This is a genomic window from Azomonas macrocytogenes (genome assembly GCF_014191985.1).
Classification (GTDB): Bacteria; Pseudomonadota; Gammaproteobacteria; order Pseudomonadales; family Pseudomonadaceae; genus Azomonas; species Azomonas macrocytogenes.
Genome location: NZ_JACHXI010000005.1, coordinates 92,494 through 113,503, shown reverse-complemented (window position 1 = coordinate 113,503; position 21,010 = coordinate 92,494). Strand labels below are relative to the sequence as shown.

16 protein-coding genes and 1 pseudogene are annotated in these 21,010 nt (G+C 55.9%); 7 read left to right on the top strand and 10 right to left on the bottom strand.

What is annotated here, in order from left to right; genetic code table 11:
• Positions 1-23: 23 nt before the first annotated feature.
• The 3 genes and pseudogenes from FHR87_RS07080 to FHR87_RS19145 all read left to right on the top strand — a co-directional run bounded on the left by FHR87_RS07080 (position 24) and on the right by FHR87_RS19145 (position 5,091).
• Positions 24-2,483, top strand: a complete 2,460-nt coding sequence (locus FHR87_RS07080; RefSeq protein ID WP_183166022.1) for a TonB-dependent siderophore receptor — start codon at positions 24-26, stop codon at positions 2,481-2,483.
• A gap of 901 nt (positions 2,484-3,384) precedes the next feature.
• Positions 3,385-4,701, top strand: a pseudogene (locus FHR87_RS07075) (glycoside hydrolase family 5 protein); the annotation flags it as partial.
• A complete protein-coding gene (locus FHR87_RS19145) occupies positions 4,687-5,091 on the top strand; it encodes a DUF4214 domain-containing protein (protein ID WP_246335848.1) in 405 nt (134 codons plus the stop codon). The pseudogene FHR87_RS07075 and the gene FHR87_RS19145, both read left to right, overlap by 15 nt.
• A 1,119-nt stretch (positions 5,092-6,210) precedes the next feature.
• Here FHR87_RS19145 and FHR87_RS07070 read toward each other — a convergent pair.
• Entirely contained in the window at positions 6,211-8,445 is a 2,235-nt protein-coding gene (locus FHR87_RS07070) for a TonB-dependent receptor (protein WP_183166020.1), read from the bottom strand.
• 390 nt (positions 8,446-8,835) lie between these two features.
• Between FHR87_RS07070 and FHR87_RS07065 the strand changes: the two genes are divergently transcribed.
• The gene (locus FHR87_RS07065) at positions 8,836-9,258 is read left to right on the top strand and encodes a bacteriohemerythrin (protein WP_183166019.1); all 423 of its coding nucleotides are present in this window, start codon (positions 8,836-8,838) and stop codon (positions 9,256-9,258) included.
• A gap of 13 nt (positions 9,259-9,271) precedes the next feature.
• Here the strand turns inward: FHR87_RS07065 and FHR87_RS07060 are convergent, their stop codons facing one another.
• The 4 genes from FHR87_RS07060 to FHR87_RS07045 all read right to left on the bottom strand — a co-directional run bounded on the left by FHR87_RS07060 (position 9,272) and on the right by FHR87_RS07045 (position 12,344).
• Positions 9,272-10,012: an endonuclease/exonuclease/phosphatase family protein gene (locus FHR87_RS07060; RefSeq protein ID WP_183166018.1), complete on the bottom strand. Its 741-nt coding sequence runs from the start codon at positions 10,010-10,012 to the stop codon at positions 9,272-9,274.
• Positions 10,013-10,258: 246 nt separating this feature from the next.
• Positions 10,259-11,149, bottom strand: a complete 891-nt coding sequence (locus FHR87_RS07055; protein ID WP_338021226.1) for an NAD(P)-dependent oxidoreductase — start codon at positions 11,147-11,149, stop codon at positions 10,259-10,261.
• A 51-nt stretch (positions 11,150-11,200) separates the two neighbouring features.
• Positions 11,201-11,818, bottom strand: a complete 618-nt coding sequence (gene trhA, locus FHR87_RS07050) for a PAQR family membrane homeostasis protein TrhA (protein WP_183166016.1) — start codon at positions 11,816-11,818, stop codon at positions 11,201-11,203.
• 292 nt (positions 11,819-12,110) lie between these two features.
• Positions 12,111-12,344, bottom strand: coding sequence for a hypothetical protein (locus FHR87_RS07045; RefSeq protein WP_183166015.1), 234 nt, complete (start codon positions 12,342-12,344; stop codon positions 12,111-12,113).
• A gap of 121 nt (positions 12,345-12,465) precedes the next feature.
• Here FHR87_RS07045 and FHR87_RS07040 point away from each other — a divergent pair, with 121 nt between their 5' ends.
• Together FHR87_RS07040 and FHR87_RS07035 are read left to right on the top strand one after the other, a co-directional pair.
• On the top strand, positions 12,466-13,218 hold the full coding sequence (locus tag FHR87_RS07040; protein WP_183166014.1) for an SDR family NAD(P)-dependent oxidoreductase: 753 nt from the start codon (positions 12,466-12,468) through the stop codon (positions 13,216-13,218).
• Positions 13,219-13,391: 173 nt separating this feature from the next.
• Positions 13,392-15,017 carry a methyl-accepting chemotaxis protein gene (locus tag FHR87_RS07035; protein ID WP_183166013.1) on the top strand — a complete coding sequence of 542 codons (1,626 nt, stop codon included), beginning with the start codon at positions 13,392-13,394 and terminating at the stop codon, positions 15,015-15,017.
• A gap of 135 nt (positions 15,018-15,152) precedes the next feature.
• Here FHR87_RS07035 and FHR87_RS07030 read toward each other — a convergent pair whose 3' ends face one another.
• Positions 15,153-15,353, bottom strand: a complete 201-nt coding sequence (locus FHR87_RS07030; RefSeq protein ID WP_183166012.1) for a DUF362 domain-containing protein — start codon at positions 15,351-15,353, stop codon at positions 15,153-15,155.
• Between the two features lie 103 nt (positions 15,354-15,456).
• The gene (gene nifH, locus FHR87_RS07025) at positions 15,457-16,329 is read right to left on the bottom strand and encodes a nitrogenase iron protein (RefSeq protein ID WP_183166011.1); all 873 of its coding nucleotides are present in this window, start codon (positions 16,327-16,329) and stop codon (positions 15,457-15,459) included.
• A 392-nt stretch (positions 16,330-16,721) separates the two neighbouring features.
• Between nifH and FHR87_RS07020 the strand changes: the two genes are divergently transcribed.
• Complete coding sequence (locus FHR87_RS07020; protein ID WP_183166010.1) at positions 16,722-17,411, top strand: DUF4197 domain-containing protein; 690 nt, start codon at positions 16,722-16,724, stop codon at positions 17,409-17,411.
• Between the two features lie 134 nt (positions 17,412-17,545).
• On the opposite strand, the gene FHR87_RS07015 is transcribed toward FHR87_RS07020, so the two are convergent.
• Genes FHR87_RS07015 through nifE form a run of 3 tightly spaced genes read right to left on the bottom strand, consistent with a single transcriptional unit; the run spans position 17,546 to position 20,923 of the window.
• Positions 17,546-18,091, bottom strand: coding sequence for a NifB/NifX family molybdenum-iron cluster-binding protein (locus tag FHR87_RS07015; protein ID WP_183166009.1), 546 nt, complete (start codon positions 18,089-18,091; stop codon positions 17,546-17,548).
• Positions 18,088-19,506: a nitrogenase iron-molybdenum cofactor biosynthesis protein NifN gene (gene nifN / locus FHR87_RS07010; protein WP_183166008.1), complete on the bottom strand. Its 1,419-nt coding sequence runs from the start codon at positions 19,504-19,506 to the stop codon at positions 18,088-18,090. Before nifN ends, FHR87_RS07015 begins: the two co-directional genes overlap by 4 nt.
• A gap of 1 nt (position 19,507) precedes the next feature.
• Positions 19,508-20,923, bottom strand: a complete 1,416-nt coding sequence (gene nifE, locus FHR87_RS07005) for a nitrogenase iron-molybdenum cofactor biosynthesis protein NifE (RefSeq protein WP_183166007.1) — start codon at positions 20,921-20,923, stop codon at positions 19,508-19,510.
• Positions 20,924-21,010 lie beyond the last annotated feature (87 nt).

Genomic DNA, 21,010 nt, shown 5'->3' with positions numbered 1-21,010 from the left:
ACACGACGTTCAAGGGAAACGACATGCAGCAGGATCGATTCATCCCCACCTTACCGGATACAGACCGCCCGCGCGCGGCACGCACCATCAAGCCGCTGGTCACAGCCATTTTCAGCGCCACGCTGGCCTTGCAGGGAACCCTGGTCGCCCCCCTGTTTTTCTCCCGCGCCTGCGCCTGGGCCGATGGCGGTGAGCAAACCTTCACTATTCCCGCCGGTCCGCTGGGTCAGGCCCTGGGGCGCTACGCCAGCCAGGCGGGCGTGGTTCTGTCCTTCGATGCCAGCCTGACCGAAGGCAAGCGCAGCTCAGGATTGCAAGGCCGCTACGATACCGCCACAGGCTTCGCCCGGTTATTGGAAGGCAGTGGCCTGAATGCTCGTTTTATCGATGAAAAAACGGTGCGGCTGGAAAAAAGCGCAGAGATAAATTCCGCGATCAATTTGGATGCCATGACGGTGGTCGACAACCAGCTCGGCACCATTACCGAAAACACCAAGTCCTATACGCCCGGCGTTATTGCTTCAGCCACTCGGTTAGTGCTGACGCCACGCGAAACCCCGCAAAGCGTTACCGTTATTACCCGCCAGCACATGGATGACTTCAACCTCACCAGCATCGACAAGGTGATGGAACATACGCCTGGTGTCACGGTGACCACTTATGACAGTGACCGCTCCGAGTACTACGCTCGCGGTTTTCCCATCACCAACTTTCAATATGACGGCATTCCTATCATTCGTAATCCCGCCTATTCCTCGGGCAATACGATGAGCGACATGATCGCGTATGACCGCATCGAAATCATCAAAGGGGCCAGCGGTCTCACAACCGGAGCCGGCTCCCCCGGAGCAACGCTGAATCTGGTTCGAAAAAAGCCTACGGCTGAATTTTCCGGCCATGCGACAGCAGAAGCCGGTCGATGGGATAACTATCGGACTCAGTGGGATATAGGGGGCCCATTGAATGAAGAAGGCAATATCAGAGGCCGCGTTGTAGGAGCATTTCAAGACCGGCAATCGTTCCAGGATCATTACAAACGGCAGACCAGAGCTTATTACGGCATTCTGGAAGTTGATCTGGCTCCTGAAACATTGCTGACATTCGGTGCCGACTACAACAAGACCATTCCGACCGGTTCCAGTTGGGGAGGTGTGCCCATTTTCGACAGTAATAACAAAGAAATTCATGTCTCTCGCTCGTTCAACCCCGGTGCCGACTGGAGCGCTTACGAGCAGTACAGCCATTCCTTCTTCACTCAGTTGGATCACCATTTTGATAATGGCTGGGTAAGCCGGGCTTATTACACTTACCAGGTCAACGGTTATGATGCGCAACTGGGGTCGATCTACTACTCACCTAATGCCAATACTGGTACCGCTACATTGGGTTCCGGAAAATACACCGGCAAGGCCAAAAGCCATGCGCTGGAAGTTTATGCCAGTGGACCTTTCGAACTCTTCGGTCGCGAACATGAGCTGGTGATCGGCGCCAGTGCTTATCGCAATCACTGGAAAGGCAATGATTTCAACTTTCGCTCGCCCACGGTGGACAACTTCTATAATTGGAGCGGCGATATTCAAAAGCCAGACTGGGGACAAGTTAGAACACGTAACGACCGACTCACCAACCAACGCGCCGTTTACGCTACGGTTCGTTTCAAACCGACCGATGATTTGGCTCTGATTCTGGGTAGCCGGGTTACCAACTATCACATGACCCGAGACTATAACGTTCGCAATACAGGCGAAGTTACGCCTTTCGCAGGCATGGTTTACGACCTGAACGACAATTTCTCCGCCTATGCCAGTTACACCGAAATATTCAGCCCTACAACGTTCATCTACAGCGATGCCAACGGCAATCTACTTCCGTTGGAAAAAGGCGACAGCTACGAAGCAGGAATCAAAGGTGAATGGTTTAACGGCCGCTTGAATGCCAGTTTGGCTTATTTCGAAATTCGGGAAGATAACCGAGCTGAAGAAACAGGCTATGACTACGTCAATTATCGGTCCATATACGAAGCCGTAAAAGCCAAGACCAAAGGTATCGAACTGGAAGTATCAGGTGAATTGGCTCCCGGTTGGAATATACAGGCTGGCTATACCCATAAAGTCATTCGAAGAGATAAAGACAACCATAAACTTTCTACCGAAGAACCAGAAAATCTATTCAAACTTTATACGACTTACCGATTACCTGGAAAACTGAACAAGCTCACCATTGGCGGTGGTGCCAATTACCAGGGTACGACATGGCGAGACATTTACAACTATAGCTACGACCTAGTCCAGCATAGGCAAGAAGCCTTTTGGTTAGTTAATTTAATGGGTAAATATCAAGTAACCGACAAGCTTTCGGCCACTCTCAATATCAATAATCTGTTTGATAAATATTATTATAGCAATATTGGTTTTGGTTCAAATGCCACTCAATCCTATGGTGATCCTCGAAATATGATGCTGACCACCCGCTGGGATTTCTAACTATCCTCAAACAACCGGCCCAGGTGCGAAACCAAACGAGGATCGAGATTTTATCCAGCCATCAATCAGCCTTCAAAACCCCACAAAAGCGAAGCCGATGCTTCGCTTTTTGTTTTCATATTCAAAGAGGGGGAATCTTGAACGAGGTACAGGGTGAAGGGAATGAATTCCCGGGCGAGGAAACGGCCCATAATTTTTGCTCTGTACCTATATGACGAACGAGCACGGGAAAACCTGCACCTCTTTACAGAATTTTTACGTTAATTACCTATCGCTTACAGTCTGTAGATACTCTGTTGGTGGTCAAGCCTTTTTCAGGTGTTGATCGCTGAAACGCGTGGATGAGTCGGATGGGGTGCCGAGCCCATGGTGCTATCCCGGCCGATGGCCTGGCTCGCGAAGCGGCCATACTCGCAGCAGTCGGCTACGTTTTGCCCACAAACCATGGCTCGCTGTGGCCATGGTCGGAGAAAGTGAAACTACTTCGAATAGTCTGAGTCATAAGCTCACTGCGAAATTTTTGATGAAAATGTGAGCTTGAATATTAAAGCCTGTGGCAAGAAAGGATTCAATTTAACAGCTTTTAAGTATCAAGGAGCCATCATGGCGAGTCGACATCCTGGTAGTAGTCATCGTTCATGGAAGATTTGACGAAATACTAGTACCATAAAATATAGATATATTAGCTGCAGAAGTTATCAAGTATTACTGTATATACAGTCACTTATGACAGACAGATTCCTTTGTCCAGAATAAGTCGTTCTGTTATTCGTGTGCTTGATTTGCTGCCGCTTCATGGACGACGTATTAGAATAAATCGACGCTCCCGACTTTTTACACTCTTTATCGTATTAAGTTCCGGAGAAATCGAATGCATATTTATGCCTTCGTTAGTGTTCGCAAGTTGCTTTTCATTTCCACAGCTCTGGCTGCAATTTTTGCTAGTTATTCCAATGTGGCTCAGGCTATAACTGCCAAGGTCAATAACTTTACCAATTCTAACTGGCTGCAGGGTATCTGGAGGCAGTCCGCAGGTTTTTCGATCCCGTCAAATGCTGCGAATCAGGCAGCATTCGTACCAGGAACATCGGTCAGGTTTGCCGATAGCCAGGCACGCAAGATCACGATGGCCTTCGTCCTCGAAAACAGCATGAGCGTCTATGTCGATGGAGCTCAACTCGACGGAAATACGGTGGGTTATCCCAACTTTGTGAGCACGGGAACCACTACTGATGCGGCTCCGACAGCTCAGGTTGCCAATCCGATCAACCTGGTGGGGGTTAACCTGGCCGGCGCTGATTTTAGCGGTACAGCATATCCTGGTGTATATGGTACCCAATACATCTACCCCGGAGAGTCGTATTTCAAAAAGTATGCCGATATGGGGATGAAGCTGGTTCGCTTGCCTTTCCTGTGGGAGCGTATTCAGCCGACTCTTAATACTGAACTGCAAAGCGCTGAGCTAGCGCGTCTTATGCAGTGCCTGGATTATGCGCAGAAGTATGATGTTAAGGTGATCCTAAACCTGCATAACTACTACCGTTACTACAATAAGCAGATTGCTTCCAGCGAGGTACCGATCAGTGCCTTCGCTGATTTCTGGCAGCGTCTTGCCCAGAAGGTAGTCAATCACCCGGCGGTCTACGGCTATGATCTGATGAACGAGCCGCACGATACCAATGGCTATTGGCCGCAAGCTGCTTTGGCGGCAGCGAAGGCTATACGCACCGTGGACGAAAATCGCTGGGTTTTTATCCCCGGTGATCAGTGGGCGAATGCTTACTATTGGCCTAACTTCAACAACCGGCTGATTGCTAATCCCTGGATGCGCGACCCGAATAACAATCTGGTTTATGAGGCGCACTTATATATTGATGAAGATTTTTCGGGCACCTACACCAATCATTCCGAAGCATTTGACCCGATGCTCGGCGTGAGCCGCGTTAAACCCTTCGTGGACTGGCTGAAGCAAAACAAGCTGCGCGGCTATCTCGGCGAACATGGAGTGCCGGATTATTCGCCGTCGGCGATGGTTGCTATGGATAACCTGCTGAATTATCTGGGGCAGAACTGCATTCCGATGACTTACTGGGCTGCCGGTCCATGGTGGGTCAATTATCCCTTGTCGCTGGATGTCGATAGCGGCGCTGCTCGTCCGCAATTACCGATCCTACAGAAATATGCCCGCAATACTTCCTGCTCGATGATCGGGCCGGAGCTGCATAACTTGTCCAAAATCACTGCCATCGATGACACCCATGCAGGACAAATCTATCGCCTCTATCAGACAGCCTTCGATCGCTTACCCGATGAAGCTGGCCTGGATTATTGGATCGATCAAATGGATGCGGGTGTTTCTCTACAAAGGGTGGCTCAGGGGTTCATCAACTCCAATGAGTTTCAGCAACGCTATGGATACGCGACTAACAACCAATCGTTCATCTCGATGCTATACATGAATGTACTCAACCGTCAGCCAGATCCGCCAGGCCTTGCGTTTTGGCAGAATCGGATGGCACAAGGAGTGCCGCGGGCCGAAGTGCTGAGTGCGTTTTCAGAAAGCAGCGAAAACAAAGCGAATGCCGCCAAGAAGGCTCTCTCGCAATAAAAACGACAGAAAATTCAAAGAAATTGCGGTGTGTAGGTATTAATCAGGCCCTTAAATTTACACCATGGCATAGCGTGCTGCAGGAGGCCGGAAATAGGCCATGGCCTTGTCGGGCAAGGTACCGAGTGTGTTCATGAAAGCCGTCGCCTTGTCCAACAGGCTGGCCTTGTCATGGCTGACCGAGCCGCTCGCAGCGCTGTCTTGGAATTCCGGTTCAGGTACTCGTCGGGATTGGACTTGGGCGCACAGGGCGGCAGGAACATCTGTTCGATTTTGTTATCGACCCTCTATTCGAATAATAGAGATATTGTTTTTACTTATATCCGAGCTCGGCAAATATTTATATTCAATATATACTTTTCTACTCATTGGAGCATTCTGAAAAAAGTTTACCTAGCTTATAAATCCCTCGGCTATCCCTCATCACCAATCCTCTGACAACGAGGCCTCGAAGTACCTGGCCAATAGTGATTGGTGATATGGGCGTTCCCGTTCTCTCAAGTATCTGATGCAATGTTTTAATCGGCACTTTGGCTTGCTCGCTCGAGGCCTGCCGTAGTGCATCGATTACCTTCAGACGGCCAAGGCTGGCTTTGATACCAGCGTTTTGTAAGACCTGTTTCGAAGACGGATATGAAGTCATCGAAGCAATTCCGTGTTTATTTAAGAGTTATCCGAAAAATCACAGTCGGACTGGCTTTATGGCACACTGAAAATCCTATTTATGACTATTTACAAAGGATTTTTCATAATGCAGTTTAAAGTGACCTCTCAGAAAAACTCTAAGTAAATTTGAGTACTCAACTGCCCTTACAAGTTAACGACTAGAATTATATTCAACGCTGAATTTGATAATTATGCGTAACTATCTTGTGCTCTTTACTTCCAGATAAAGAGTGCTGCACCTTCTTCGGTCAGCAATGTATCCCGCCGTCGAGCGTATAGCCCTGAACCATTACTGGTTCAGGTAGCTCAGCCAGGCATACTCTTTTTGCAAGTATCGTTACGGGGTTTCTTCATCCTGAATGCCGTACAGGCTATGCGGTAGTGATCAGCCCAATCGGGCTGGCCTTGCTACCGCACGCTCTGCCGTGCGGCGCTGCCCCATCAAGTGCCCGATCAAAAATCCACACTCGCCGAAAACGTGGCGATGCGCTCCGCTCCCCAGGAGACCCGGTTGGCGCTTGCACCGCTGGAAATGAAGTATTTCTTGTCGGTCAGGTTCTCGACGTTCAATTGCATCCGTGTCGCTTTGCCGATCATATTGGGCATCGACCAGGAAACGAAGGCATCGTAAGTGGTGTAGCCAGGCAGCTCGAAACTGTTGGCCGTGTCGCCCTTGCGCTCGCCGACGTAGCGGGCACCGCCACCGACCCGAAAGGAGCCGGGCAGGAAGGTTTGCGGCACGTCGTAGGAGACGAAGGCGCCTGCGACATTGCGGGCGACGTTGACTAGGTCGTTACCATCGTTGCCAGGATCCTTAGTGATTTCCGCATCCGTGTAGGCATAGTTAGCGATCACATCCCAGCGCTCGCTCAAATGCCCGGTGAGACTGGCCTCCAGGCCGCGCGAGCGCGCCTTGCCGATGGTTCGGGTCTCGATGTTGCCATTAGCGAGTGTTTGAGTAGTCTGGACATTTTTCTTGCGAATGTTGTACCAAGTGACCAGGCCGGACAACCAGCTGTTGTCATAGCGGAAACCAAACTCGTACTGGCGGCCTTCCTCTGGCTTGCTGCCGCCTTCCACCGTGTTTCCAGCCTGGATGGTATTCGGCATGTAGGATTCGCTGTAGTTGCCATACAGCGAAAACTCGTCGTTGATCTTGTAGACCAGGCCAACGAAAGGCAGATTCCTGTTCTTGTTCAGATCCGTGCCGGTCTGGTAAGGAATGCCCTGCCCATCGTTCTGGCGAAACTTCTGGTGACGCAGACCCAGGGACAGAATCCAGTGCTCATCGAGATGGATAGTGTCCTTGGTGTACACGGAAAGCATGTGCAGCCGCGAACGCTGATCGCTGTTAGCCGCGTTGTATGGGGCAACAGGGCGCAGGCTGCCGTAACGGGGCGAGTCTGGATAGAATCCCCCTACGTTGGAGCCCTGCAGGAACTTGGCGGTCGACTCATCCTGTCGCTCAATATCGGCACCGAGAATCAGCTCATGGCGCATGCCGGCCAGCTCCACCTCGGTGAGCCAGTCCAGGGCCGCGTAGTTACGGCTTTTCTTGAAATCCGGATTGCTGCGAAAGCGTCGGCGCAGTTCCCCAGTCGTCGGGTTGTAGGTGCTCGGGTCGGCTTGGTAATCGCTGGAGGCGTCTTTGTTCCAGCCATAGACGAAGCGCAGGCGCGACTTGTCGGAGAAGCGGTACTCCGTGGTCAGGCTGGCATATTGGCGCTGCCCGGTGATCCGCGTCCAGTGTTCGTCCAGTCGATGGTGCCGGTCGCCGACGTGGTGCCCTTGATAGAAAAAGGCGCCACGATCCAGAACGCTGCTGTAGTCGGAATACTCGTACGACAGGTTGAAGGAAAATTTCTCGCTTTCGTAGGCCAACGATGGCGCGACCAGCTTGTCGCGGTCGACGCCATAGTTGCGCCAGTAATCCTGGTCCTTGTATTGCCCGATCAGGCGAAAGGCAAAACCGCTTTCGCCCAGTGGGCCGGACAGGTCGAAATAGCTACGGCCACCGCCTTCGTCGATCGTCTCGACCCCGACCGTGCTGCGCCAGTGGTAGGTGGGTTTCTTGGTGATGATATTGATGACCCCGCCTGGCTCCTGCATGCCATAGAGCAGCGAGGCTGGGCCTTTGAGAACTTCCACCCGCTCAGTCGTGACCTTCTCGAAATGGCGGCCACGGCTGGTACGAATACCGTCACGCAGGGTGCCACCATCGACGCCACTGCCGAAGCCGCGCTTGACCAGGGAATCCTGGGTGCCGCCGAAACTGTTGCCGATGGTGATGCCGGGAACGAATTTGATCGCATCTTCGAGATTGTCTACCGAGAAGTCATTCAGTGTTTTCTGGCTAACGGCATAGGAGGTTTGTGACTGCTCGATGAAGGGAGTATTGAACTTATCGGCGATGGAAGTCTGGCCAATACGATAGTTGTTGCTGCTTTCGTCACCGGCCTGGGAATCGACGATAGCGATGGACGACAGCTCCATCTTGTTGTCGGCAGATGGCTTGTTTTCATTTTCGGCAGTCTGCGCCCAGGCTGGCGAATGAACCAGCATGCCTGCTACCGGCACGCTCAGGGTTGCGCTGGCCATGATCAGATGAATGGCCTGCCCCAAGGGCTGCAAGAACGAAATAGGAGTGGAGGAGCGCTGATTGCGGGTATTCGTCGGCTGTCTGCTCATGACGGTTTCGGATCATCCATAAATGCTCGGCAATCGTATTGATTGCACTTTTCATTTACCAAGCCGAACGAGATTTAAAATCAACAACCCCTGCAATAAAAAAATTCTACGGGCCTGAATGGCAGACAAAGAAAAGCCCACTCAGTAAGCGCATAGAGCGGCGAGCGGGCTTGTTGGAACGTCACATAAAGACCAGTCTTTTCCTAGACTGCAAATGAAATGTAGCGCTGACGGATAAAAAGCAACATCAAAAAGCGATGAACGAAAAGCCCGTTCGACGGAAGGATTAGATCCTGATGGTTATAATAGTAGTCACCGCAGGCAAACGCCGGTGCGCTGACCCCAGGCTTGCCGTATCCTTTCCCGGCGCTCTTTGACAGGAAATTTGCGATGCCAAGCCCCAACGACATGCTGCAATGCTTCGAGGCAAGCTACACCTTGGGTAATGCGGAAATGGACAAGACCCACCATGAATTTCTTGTGCTATGCCTGGAAACCTCGAATGCGCAGGGGGCGGAGTTCGGTGAGAAATTCAAGGTGCTGTTCGAGCACACCAGCCAGCATTTCGCCGAAGAAGAAGCCTGGATGAAAGCGACCAGCTATCCGGCACTGAGCGAGCACCGCGCCAACCATCAGCGCACCCTGGGCGATATGGACCGCTTCTGCCAGCGCGCCTTGACTGGCCGTGGCGCCATGGCCCGCGCCTGGCTGAGCGACAACCTGATGAGTTGGTTCGACCTGCATGCCAAGACGATGGACAGCGCCCTGGCCGCTCATCTCAAACTCAAGCAGCCAGGTTCACAGGATGGATAGGGAGTAGCCGTACCTATCGTTTCATCAGTCTGCAACTGAGCGCGCAATGGTCGGAAACGCCCGTGCTGAGAATGGCATTTTCCAGCGTGTAATCCGACGTGTGGAAAAGGCCATCGACCATGAAGGGAATCTGGCCTGAGCGGTGCAGAGAGCCGTCGATGCTGGTGGTGTAATGGGCAGGAACGCCGTCGATGAAGTGCTGACCGATAAGCCCGAAGGTGGCATTGCCGCGAGGGGCGTTGAAGTCTCCGGCCAGCAGCAGGCCGCCTTCCTTTTGCGCTTCCGCTTCGGCAAGGTGAATCAGTTTGCCGGCGCTTTCCAGCTGATAGGGAGTGGAGATGCCAAAATGGGTAACGTTGAGGTGCGTAGTGGCAATCCGGAAGCCCCGATAAGTGCCCGCGATGACGACCTCCGCGACGCTTTCGGGATCGACGCAGCGATAACCATCCGCCGTCACGAAGCAGATCTCCCGAATGTTTTCCGCGCTGCCCGAATAATAGGTAGTGGTGATATCCGTCATGGCGCCCCGTGCGACGAGGCCAACGCCGACGACTTCCAATTCTTCCTCGGCCGGGTGGTGGCTCATCGGTGCGAAGGAGAGTTTGTTGCCCAACAGGTCTTCGAAGAAGGGGATGTCGCGCTGACAGAGCTCCTGGAGGCAGAGGATCTCCGGCTGTTCGCGTTTGAGGAATTGCTCGACACGGTGCAGATGCTTGGAGCGTTCGATATTGACGGAGACGACTTTGAGCTGCATAGGAAGGAGACTATAGGATTCAGGAGTCGGAAAGTTTCACTCGTCGCCGGCATGGCCATTGCCAATGGCGACTGTTAATGGGTGGGGCCGATAATGCCAGCCCTCGGCTATACGCGGGCCAGAGAGGCTCGATTGTAATCGCCGTTGAGTGGCTCCCTGACCGAGTAGCAGCCTAACACTACTACGTCACGCGGATATGCGGTAGATGAGCGCTCATTCGGCCACCAGCCAAGGATGTGGCCTGGGTCACGCCTGCCCTGCCCGCTTCATCGCCCGGCCGCCGAGTGCGGCCCAGTCCAGATCACCTTCGCCCTGGGCCACGGCTTCCAGCAGGTTGTCGCGCAGCACGCTGGCAAAAGGCAGCGGCACGTTCCTGGCCTGTCCGGCGCTCAGGGCCAGGCCCACATCTTTCAAGCCCAGGGTCAGCTTGAAGGCAGCCGGTTCGAAACGGCGTTCGGCGATCATCGCACCGTAGCCCTTGTAGGCTGGTGCGGCGAACAGGGTATTGGTCAGGATTTCCAGCATGTCGCCAGCCTCGACGCCGTAGCCCTGAACCAGCGCCGAGGCTTCGCCCATCGCCTCGATGGCGCTGGCCAGCATAAAGTTGCCGGCGATCTTCACGACATTCGCCCGTACGGGCTCTTCGCCCAGCGGCCAGGTTTTCTGGCCCATGGCGTCAAGCAGCGGCTGCACTTTCGCGATGGCTGCCGGTGGCCCGGCTACGACGATATTGAGCTTGCCCGCCGCCGCCATATCGGTACGCCCGAATACCGGTGCAGCGATGTAGTCGACGCCAGCCTGCCGGTGATGCTCGACCAGCTCGCCAACGAAGGCGGCAGACAGCGTGGCCATGCTCAGATGGATCGCTCCTGGCTGCGCAGCGGCGAGCGCACCGCTGTCGAGCAGCACCGCGCGCGTCGCCACATCGTCGGCCAGCATGCTGATCGTCACGTCGGCAGCGAATGCCTGGTGTGGCTCATCCAGAGGGACTGCGCCCTGGGCAAGCAGTCGCTCGACGGCCTCTCTGGAGCGATTCCAGACGCGAACCTCATGCCCCGCCTTGAGCAGATTGGCAGCCATGCCACTGCCCATTCCGCCCAACCCGATGAATCCGATGCGCATGTTGCTTTCCTCCACGTAATGATCATGTCCAGAGTGACGACAGCAGCAGCGCGTATTCAATTCCCTTCACAGCACATAGAACATGATCGCCACGAAGTGCAGCAGACTGCCGGCGATGACGAACAAATGCCAGATGCCATGCCAGTGACGAAAGCGCTTGTCGAAGGCAAAAAAGACGATGCCGACAGTGTAGAACAGCCCGCCGGCGGCCAGATAGGCAAAACCGGTGGTTCCGAGGGTGGTGAGCAGCGGCTTGACCGCCACCACGATGATCCAGCCCATCACCGCGTAGATCACGATGGATGCCACGCGAGCCTCGGAGCGTGGCTTGATCTCCTGCAGCATGCCGAGCACCGCCAGCCCCCAGACCGTGCCAAACAACGACCAGCCCCAGGGACCGCGCAGGCTCACCAGGCAGAAGGGTGTATAGCTGCCGGCGATCAGCAGATAGATGGAAAGGTGGTCGAGCTTGCGCATGATCACCTTGGCCGGCCCGCGCACACTATGGTAGATCGTGGAAATACTGTAGAGCAGCACCAGGGTTGCCCCATAGACAGCGACGCTGACGATTTCGCGCGTACTGCCATCCATGCTCGCCAGCACCACCAGCCACACAGCGCCGATAAGGGCCAGGACAGCACCGACCAGGTGAGTCCAGGCATTGAACCTTTCACCGTGATACATAATTCAGCCGATCCTCAGGGTCTATTGACGTTTCGGCCGAGCCACGCTAGCAGCCCGTCGCCGCCATGAAACTGCCGAGCAACCATCCAAACCTAAGCAACTTCTGTTACCGGAAAACCACGCTAACCAGCAGCCTGGCCATAATGGCAACGCCAGCAACCGGCGATTCGTGCTGCCTTGTTATCTCAGACCGCAGCCTGGTTTGTCGTTTCCGTAAGTGCTGCTACCAGCGGCTTTCCTTGCCTGGTCGGTTTTCCGATACACGACAAGAGCTTGCAGTAGTATTACAACATCAGCCGTCAACCCGCAGCCGCGGCCATTGTGACGGGGCGAAGGGCCGCCGATAGAACAAGGCACTGACTGGATGTTCGGCAAAAATACCAGTTGGGATGTGCTTTGAGGATACCGCCGCAAACCGGGTGATGGCATCGTTGCCCGCCGTATTCTTCACCAAGGGACTGTTGAAAAGCTGGCCGAAACGAATGATGGCAACGGCTCGCAGCGAAACGAGCTTGACCCAGGTCACCCATAGCGCCACTACCGGTTGATCGCTTGCGGCCAGCCGGGCTCATATGAATCATTGTGAAACACCGGGCCTGTCTGGAAAGAGCCCGGATCTATTACTTTCAACCATCGGGAGAATATTCATGGATCTGCAATTGAAGGACCGCAAGGTACTGGTTACCGGCGGAACCCGCGGCATCGGCCGTGCCATCGTCGAAGCCTTTCTCGCCGAGGGGGCGCAGGTATCCTTCTGCGCTCGCGGGCAGGAAGGAGTGGATCAGGCGACCCAGGCACTGGGCGAGCGAGCGTTCGGCCAGGCGCTGGATATCACCGATACCGCTGCCCTGGAGCGCTGGGTGAATGAATCGGCCGAGCGCATGGAGGGTATCGACATCATCGTACCGAACGTCAGTGCACTGGCCGGCGGGCCGGAGCTCGACGCCTGGCGCCAGGCGTTCGATACCGATCTGCTTGGCACGGTGACCATGGTCAATGCCGCCCTGCCCTGGCTGCAGAAATCCTATGCCGGCTCGGTCGTGATCATTTCCAGCGTGTCCGGACGCGAAGTGGATATCTTCGCCGAACCTTACGGCGTGCTGAAGGCGGCGCTGATCCATTACGGCAAAAGCCTGTCCAGACGCCTCGCCGCAGAAGGCATCCGGGTCAATGTGGTGTCGCCAGGCAACGTTTACTTTGCCGATGGCGTATGGGGCAAGATCGAACGCGAGCAGCCCGATCTGTTCGCCGAATGCCTGGCGATGAACCCCATGGGCCGCATGGCGCGCCCCGAGGAAGTGGCCAATGCCACGGTCTTCCTGGCCAGTGGCGCCGCGGCCTTCACCACCGGTACCAATCTACTGGTGGATGGCGGCCTGACCCGGGGCGTGCAGTACTGAGCCTGAGCCACAACCGCAACACCAAGTGCTTGCTTTTTCTATCCCCCACCTGAACAAAACTGCGCCAAGTCATGAAACAGGCAGGCAATGCCTGTTTCGGAGTATTACCACTCAAGAAAGACTTTTCCTGACCGATGGGTTCAAGATTCCTTTTTTTTCACGGACGCTTGCTCATGAATCTTCGCTCTCTGAACATTGCATACAGAAGCCAGCTCTGCTTCGGTTTCCTGGCCCTGCTCGTCATCCTGGTCGGTGGTTTCGGCCTCTGGCAGGCGGCGCAGATCCAGGATGAAAACCAGCATACCCAGACTGATTCGATCCCCGGCATCGTCAGCAGCGATGCCCTGGCGTTGCAAGTAGCGCGCTTGCGAATCGAAGCGGTGCGTTTGCAGACCCATCCCGCCCCTCCGATGATCGCGACCATCCAGCAGAGAATCGACCAGTTCGAATCGACCCTGGAGCGGCAACTCGCCACCTACGCCGGACTGGCGGATCAGGAAGCCGAAAAAAGGCTGCTGGCAGAATTCCACAGCCACTACAACAACTACCAGGCCAAGCTTGGAGAGCTCATCGAACTGACCAGGCAAGAAGTGCCGGACATTGCCAGCCTTCCTATCGTGATGGAAACAACCACGATAGGCTCCCGGATGAATGACGCAGCCGAGCAACTGCGCACGCTGAACCAAGAGACAGCCAAACAATCAGCCGAGAAGGCTACGACGCTCTACGAGCGTTCGAAGACGGTCATCATCACCGTCCTTTCTCTGGTGATCTTCCTGACGACCCTGCTTGCCTGGCGCCTGACCCACAGCCTGGCCCAACCCATCGGCAATGCCCTCCAGGTCGCCCGCACCATCGCGGCCGGTGACTTGACCCAGCGCCTGGACACATCCGGCACCGACGAGGCTGCCCAGCTGCTACAAGCCCTGGAGCAAATGCAGGGCGCCCTGCGCGATACCCTGGAGCGCATCGCCAACTCCGCCGACCAGTTGGCCTCGGCCACCGAGGAAATGAGTTCGGTGATGCAGGAAAGCAGTCAGAGCCTGCAGCAGCAGAACAACGAAATCGAAATGGCCGTGACCGCCGTAACCGAAATGAGCCAGGCGGTCGATGAAGTAGCCGATAACGCCAGCTCGACTTCCATGGAATCAAAAGCCGCCGCCGACAACGCCCGCAAGGGCCAGCAGCAACTGGACGATACCCTGGCCGCCATGGGCAAGCTGACTGACAACGTACTGGGCGCCTCCAGCGAGGCCAAGGCACTGGCCGAACACACCCACAACATCAGCCAGGTACTCGATGTGATCCGCTCGGTTGCCGAACAGACCAACTTGCTCGCGCTCAATGCAGCGATCGAGGCCGCCCGTGCCGGCGAGGCTGGACGCGGGTTCGCCGTAGTAGCCGATGAAGTCCGGGCTCTGGCGCATCGCACCAGCGAATCCACCACTGAAATCGAGGCCATGATCGCCACCATCCAGGCGGGTACCGGACATACCGTGGAAGCCTTGTTGAACAGCGCCGATCAGGCACGCCTGACCCAGGAACAAGCCACTGCAGCGAACCAGGCCCTGGCCGCGATCAACCAGTCGGTCGCCGGTATCGACGAGCGCAATCTGGTGATTGCCAGCGCGGCCGAACAACAGGCCCAAGTAGCTCGCGAAGTGGATCGCAATCTGGTGCGGATCAGGGATCTGTCGATCCAAAGCGCTACGGGTGCGGAACAGACCCATGTTGCCAGCCAGGAACTGTCGCGCCTGGCCACTGACCTCAACGGAATGATCAGACAGTTCAAGCTTTGAGACTTCAGGCCAGCAGCGTTTCATGCAGCAAAAAGAAAACGGCGATCGCCCCTGAGGAAAAGCGATCGCCGTTTATATCCGGTGACAGGGTGTGCGCGGGACCTGTTCCGGAGTGCGCGGGCTTGTCGTGAAAATTCAGGCTGCGAGCGGCTGGATGCAGAAGTCGACCGGGCAGACACCGAGACAACGCGGGTCATCACCCGCATCGGTGCATTCGTTGCATTTTTCTGCATCGATTACATAAACCCCGTTCTGGTGAACGATCGAACCGCTCGGACAGACCGATTCGCAATCGCCACAGATGGTGCATTCATCGCCGTCGATAGCCATGGCCATAGGCAAATCCTCCATCGCAGGTTGAAAATACCGAGCGAGAATCGCTGTCTCCGCCGGCCAGAATGCTCTGGCGGGCGGGGACAAGCGCAAGGCACAGACGTTATCAGCCCTCGGCAACGCTCTTGCCGACGATGCTCTCGTCTTCAACTTCCATGATGCCGAATTCCATCAGCAAGCCTTCCAGTTCTTCCATGCTCACCGGATTCGGAATCACGAACAGCTTGTTGTCCACAACTTTGCGAGCCAGCGTGCGGTACTCGTCGGCCTGCTTGGCTTTCGGATCATATTCGATCACGGTCATACGACGGATTTCAGCGTGCTGCACGACGTTGTCACGCGGTACGAAGTGGATCATCTGAGTACCGATCTTGGCAGCCAGGGCCATGATCAGCTCGTCTTCACGGTCAGTCTTGCGGCTGTTGCAGATCAGGCCAGCCAGGCGAACGCTGCCGGAGTGAGCATATTTCACGATACCTTTGGCGATGTTGTTGGCCGCGTACATGGCCATCATCTCGCCGGAGCAGACGATGTAGATTTCCTGAGCCTTGTTTTCACGGATGGGCATGGCGAAACCGCCACACACAACGTCACCCAGTACGTCGTAGAACACGAAGTCCAGGTCATCTTCATAAGCGCCTTCCTCTTCGAGGAAGTTGATCGCGGTGATAACGCCACGGCCAGCGCAGCCTACGCCCGGCTCAGGACCACCGGATTCGACGCACTTGACGCCACCAAAACCGGTTTGCAGGACGTCTTCAAGCTCGAGATCTTCCACCGTACCGGCTTGAGCAGCCATTTCCATCACGGTGTTCTGAGCCTTGGAGTGCAGGATCAGACGAGTAGAGTCGGCCTTCGGGTCGCAGCCAATAATCATCACTTTCTTGCCAGCCTCGGCCAGAGCGGCCACGAGGTTCTGGGTAGTGGTGGACTTGCCGATGCCACCTTTTCCGTAAATTGCACACTGACGCAATGCCATGTTCAAACCTCCATCGATTCTTGGCGAGTAGTGAGTGCCGACAGAGGAAAAGCAAGGCATATGCCATGAAAATCATATTCTATTTTTTATGTATTCATTGAAATAAAAAACCAATAAAACCATGAATCATGAGTTTTTTTACCGATGCATAGGTATATATCTAAAATATGAGAATCGCCCTGCTGGTTAACCATTTCCCATGATGTACCCAGAGGTACAGCTGGATCGGGATACGTTCATACCGGTACTCGAAGGCTACCCGTATGTACACCCAGCCATTTTGGAACCAAAAGAGAAAACGGATCGTCAGCCTCCTGGGAGAAAGCTTGTGGGCCGATGCTCACGAAAAATGCTCTAAGCTGTGGCTTTTAGCCCTGCAAGGAAGTTTGCCTATGACTGGTTCCCGTCTGTTGACACTACTGAGTGCCGTCGCCCTGAGTACCCATGCTCTCGCATTCACGTTGAGCGATCTGACTCAGGCCGACGCCAATACGGCACTAAAGGATGCTCTGGCCCAGGGGGCCCAGGTTGCCGTGCAGCAGTTGGGTAAGCCCGGCGGTTTCAACAATAACGAGGAGGTGCGCATCGAACTGCCTGGCGCACTCGGCAAGGCCGCCGGGATGATGAAGATGATGGGCTATGGCAAGAAGATCGAAGCACTGGAAAATACGATGAACGCTGCTGCCGAAACTGCCGTGCCGCAAGCGCAAGGCATCCTGGTGGATGCTGTGAAGAACATGAGCGTGCAGGATGCCAAAGGCATTCTCGAAGGTTCGGACAACGCCGCAACCCAGTACCTGAACAAGAGCAGCCGGGAACAGATCCGCGCCAAATTCCTGCCCATCGTCAAGCAGGCAACCAGCCAGGTCGGGCTGGTGCAGCAATACAACGCCTTCGCCAGCCAGGTTTCCAGCCTGGGGGTAACAACCAGCAAAAAGAACCTGAATATCGAAGATTACGTGACGGAAAAGGCGCTGGACGGCCTGTTCACAATGATCGGCCAGCAAGAAGCCAGCATTCGGGAAAACCCGGCTGCCGCCGCCACCAGTCTGGCGAAGAAAGTATTCGGGGTGTTGCAATAATCGCAACTGCTCGAGGCTGAACGAAAAAGCGCTTCGCACCCGGCTGCAGGGCTATCGAACCGCTACGTTAGCAAGCCGGACGAAAGATATTTTTCGCCCGACATTCAGCCTCCCGCGTTTTCCAGCAAGGTACGTCAGTACAGCTCTTCGATCGAGGTGATGAGTTGTACACCCTTGGCCAAATCCTTCGCGGCCGAGGGAGCGGCCTGTTCACGCTCGGCCTTGGCCTTGGCTCGCTCGACCCAGCCCAGGCCACCGCAATGCAAGGCCAGGCTGACCTCGTTGAGCAGATCCTCGACGGTCTGCCCGGTGCCAACGATGATCGGCTGGATGCTGGCCATGATCAGCCGCTTGATCGATGAAGTACCGATCGAGGCAGCATAGATCGCCGAGCAGCCCTTGAGGAATTCGAGCTTGGCGATCACCTTGTCCTCTGCCGGTTTGTTGGCCAGGCGCTCCAGCTCTTCCGGGGTCATGTGCAGATCGATAATCTGATTTTCATTGGTCTCGGACAGAGACTTGAAGCGGTTTTCCCCCTTCATGTTGACCTTGGTGAATTCCCCGACACCGACGAGTTCGGCATAGCCCGGCGAAATATCGTAGATCACCAGGGTATCGGCAGCACCAAAGTGCAGATCGACATTGAGCTGGTCACTGGAAGCGAAAGCGACTTTGATCATGAGAAAAAACTCCTCGCAAGAGCGGGTGAATCAACAGGCCGGGCGGCGCCAGAAGTGACATCGTCAGAAAAGCCCTGGCGTAATGGCGAGTGGTAGGGAGCGATGCTGCAAGTGCGTTGTTCGGCGAGCAGATTGGCGATATCGAAGATAAGCTGGCGCGCACCGCGATAACCGACCCATTGACGCGCTGCGGCACCATAGAAATCGTACTGGGGAAACCCTGCACGCAGCAGCGGAATACCCAGCCGCTGCGCACTTTGCAGCGCATGGGAATTGCCGATCAGCAATTGCGCGGCGGCCGTCTGAGCATGCTCCTCCAGGTCTTCGAAATCCCCGACGACCACCTGCTCCAGCGGTAATGCCTCCAGCGCTGGTGTGCTGCACGGGCTGACGGCAGTGACCAGCCGGGCGCCCACATCGCCGAGCAACCGGCTCAGGGCCACCAGCTGATCGGCATCGGCACCCATGGCGATACGCACATCGCCGAGCGCGGCATAACTGTCCACCAGCGCATCGAGCAGTTGCTCGCGCTGGCGAACGATGCGCGCCGCTGCCGGTTGTCCCGACACATCGACCAGCGCCTGGATGAAGGCATCGCAATCGGCCAGCGAGCTCAAACCGGGCAGGCGCACATCGGCCAGGCCGGTGCGCTCGCGCAGCAGATCGGCGGCGGCACCCAGCGAATCGCCAATCACGATGGTCAGCGCCGAAGTGCCCATGCTGGCGATATCGGCCCGACGCGTGCCGCCGGTCGTCAGGGTGGTATAGCCTTCTTTGGTCAGGTGTCCGTCGAGCGAATCGCTGAGATCGGGCAGGAACAAGGCTTCCAGGCCGAAACTCTCGATCCATTCGCGGATCGCCTCGATATCGGCCGGGGTCAGCATCGACGAGGCCAGTACATTGATCCGCCGGGGATGCATAGGCAACTTCACCTTGACCGGTGATAGCACCAGCGCGTCGACGATGGCCTTGACCGCCAGAGCAAAGCCACTTTCCAGTCCGCCCAGGGTATCCGGCGTATTGACTGCGACGACATCGGCCGCCTCGTTGCTTGAAGCTTTAAAGGTACGCAGCACGCCCTGGATATCCGCCCCCTGCATTTCCACCAGACCGGTAGTGATGACCCCGACGACCTCGGGCTGGTTATTCTGGATGACCGTGGTGATGCCTTCCTGCAGGCGCTCGTCGCTCCCCATGATGGTGCTGACCATATCCATCGCGGTGGTCTGCAACGGCACTGGCTCGCGAAAATGCCGGGTGAAGAATACCTTGCTGAATGCAGTGCAACCCTGGGCGCCATGCTCCAGCGGAATGGCTCGGTTCAGGCCGAGAAAGGCCAGTGCCGCCCCCATCGGCTGGCTGACGCGCAACGGGTTGACGCTGAGCGGCTTGTTGGTCTGGACAATACGAGCCATCTCAGACCTCCTCGACTAGCAGTCGCTTGACAGTACGCCCGGTCTGCAGCCACGCAGGCTCATCCCGCACACGCTGCCAGACCGGGCTGTGCACAGCCAACGCCAGCTGCCGCGCCAGTTCGACCAGGCCGTCGTAGCCGGCATAGCCGAAATCGCGCTCGTGGTTGATATCAAGGAAAGCGATCCGCGACTTGAGCGCTGCATACAGATAACGACCACCGGCGATCAGGATGTCGGCGCCTACTTCGCGGCAGGTGTTCATCAACGCACCCTGGTCGTTGTCATCGATCATGCGCGTGTTTTCGCCCATCAACTCGCGGATGCGCTGGCGGTCTTCCTCGGTGGATTTCTCGGTGCCGGTAGCCACTACATCCATACCCAGATCCTGCAGCGCCGACACCACCGACCAGGATTTCACACCGCCGGAAAAGATCAGCGCCCGCTTGCCGGCCAGCCGCTCGCGCCAGGGAGCCAGCGCCGCCCTGGCCTTGTTTTCCTCGCGCAGGATCAAAAGCTCGGTACGCACCGAGAGCGACGGATCGTCGATCAGCCGGGCAAAATCGCGCAACGCCTGCGAAGTGTCGGCGAAACCGTAGAAACTGCCCTCGAAGAATGGCGTGCCGTAGTCTTCGCGCAACGAGCGCGCAACGTTCAACATGGCCTTCGAGCAGACCACCATGTTGGCCTCGGCACGGTGCATGGTCTGCACTTCGCGGAAACGGGCGTCACCGGACAGCGTGCACAGAATGCGCAGGCCCAATTCGTCGAACAGCGGCGCGACGCGCCAGAATTCGCCGGCAATATTGTATTCGCCGATCAGGTTGACGTTATGGATCTTGATCTCGGTTGGCAGGACACCTTGCGCCACTGGTGCCGGCTCGCGAGTACCGATCACATGTTGGTAGAGCGTCTGCCCGGCGATACGGTTGCCAAGACTCTTGGTGCCGTAGAAACCGGCACAATCGACCGGAATCACCGGTACCCCCCAGCGCTTGCTGGCGTCGCGCGCCACGGCTTCGATATCGTCGCCATGCATGGCTGGCACACAGGTGTTGTAAATGAATACGGCTTGCGGGTCGTAGCGCTCGACTGCGCGGCGAACGGCATGGAATAGCTTCTTCTCACCGCGCCCCATGATCACGTCCACATCAGACAATTCGGTGGTCATGCCCATCCGATACAGTTGTGGACCGGACGAGCTACTGCCGCGCAGGTCCCATGAACTACCGGAACAACCGATCGGGCCATGGACGATATGAGCGGCGTCAGCAATGGGCAGCAAAGCGATCTGCGCGCCATCGAAGGCGCAACCGCCTTGGGTAGCACCCGGCTTCGAGCGAGCACAGCCAGTCTTGCCGGCAGTATTGTGATCGCAGGCCGGCTCATCGAGCAGATTCTGGATATCGGTCTGATTCATCGAACCTCTCCGGACAGTCAACGCCGTCCTGTGCGGTGGGATGGAAAACGCAGCCCGGCAACCGGAATGCGTGCAGGCTGATTGACT

Bases quoted from the DNA above. Each gene is read 5' to 3' on its own strand.
- FHR87_RS07080 (WP_183166022.1), top strand. From the start codon at position 24: ATGCAGCAGGATCGATTCATCCCCACCTTACCGGATACAGACCGCCCG.
- FHR87_RS19145 (WP_246335848.1), top strand. From the start codon at position 4,687: ATGATCGGGCCGGAGCTGCATAACTTGTCCAAAATCACTGCCATCGAT.
- FHR87_RS07070 (WP_183166020.1), bottom strand. From the start codon at position 8,445: ATGAGCAGACAGCCGACGAATACCCGCAATCAGCGCTCCTCCACTCCT.
- FHR87_RS07065 (WP_183166019.1), top strand. From the start codon at position 8,836: ATGCCAAGCCCCAACGACATGCTGCAATGCTTCGAGGCAAGCTACACC.
- FHR87_RS07060 (WP_183166018.1), bottom strand. From the start codon at position 10,012: ATGCAGCTCAAAGTCGTCTCCGTCAATATCGAACGCTCCAAGCATCTG.
- trhA (WP_183166016.1), bottom strand. From the start codon at position 11,818: ATGTATCACGGTGAAAGGTTCAATGCCTGGACTCACCTGGTCGGTGCT.
- FHR87_RS07040 (WP_183166014.1), top strand. From the start codon at position 12,466: ATGGATCTGCAATTGAAGGACCGCAAGGTACTGGTTACCGGCGGAACC.
- FHR87_RS07035 (WP_183166013.1), top strand. From the start codon at position 13,392: ATGAATCTTCGCTCTCTGAACATTGCATACAGAAGCCAGCTCTGCTTC.
- FHR87_RS07030 (WP_183166012.1), bottom strand. From the start codon at position 15,353: ATGGCCATGGCTATCGACGGCGATGAATGCACCATCTGTGGCGATTGC.
- nifH (WP_183166011.1), bottom strand. From the start codon at position 16,329: ATGGCATTGCGTCAGTGTGCAATTTACGGAAAAGGTGGCATCGGCAAG.
- FHR87_RS07020 (WP_183166010.1), top strand. From the start codon at position 16,722: ATGACTGGTTCCCGTCTGTTGACACTACTGAGTGCCGTCGCCCTGAGT.
- FHR87_RS07015 (WP_183166009.1), bottom strand. From the start codon at position 18,091: ATGATCAAAGTCGCTTTCGCTTCCAGTGACCAGCTCAATGTCGATCTG.
- nifN (WP_183166008.1), bottom strand. From the start codon at position 19,506: ATGGCTCGTATTGTCCAGACCAACAAGCCGCTCAGCGTCAACCCGTTG.
- nifE (WP_183166007.1), bottom strand. From the start codon at position 20,923: ATGAATCAGACCGATATCCAGAATCTGCTCGATGAGCCGGCCTGCGAT.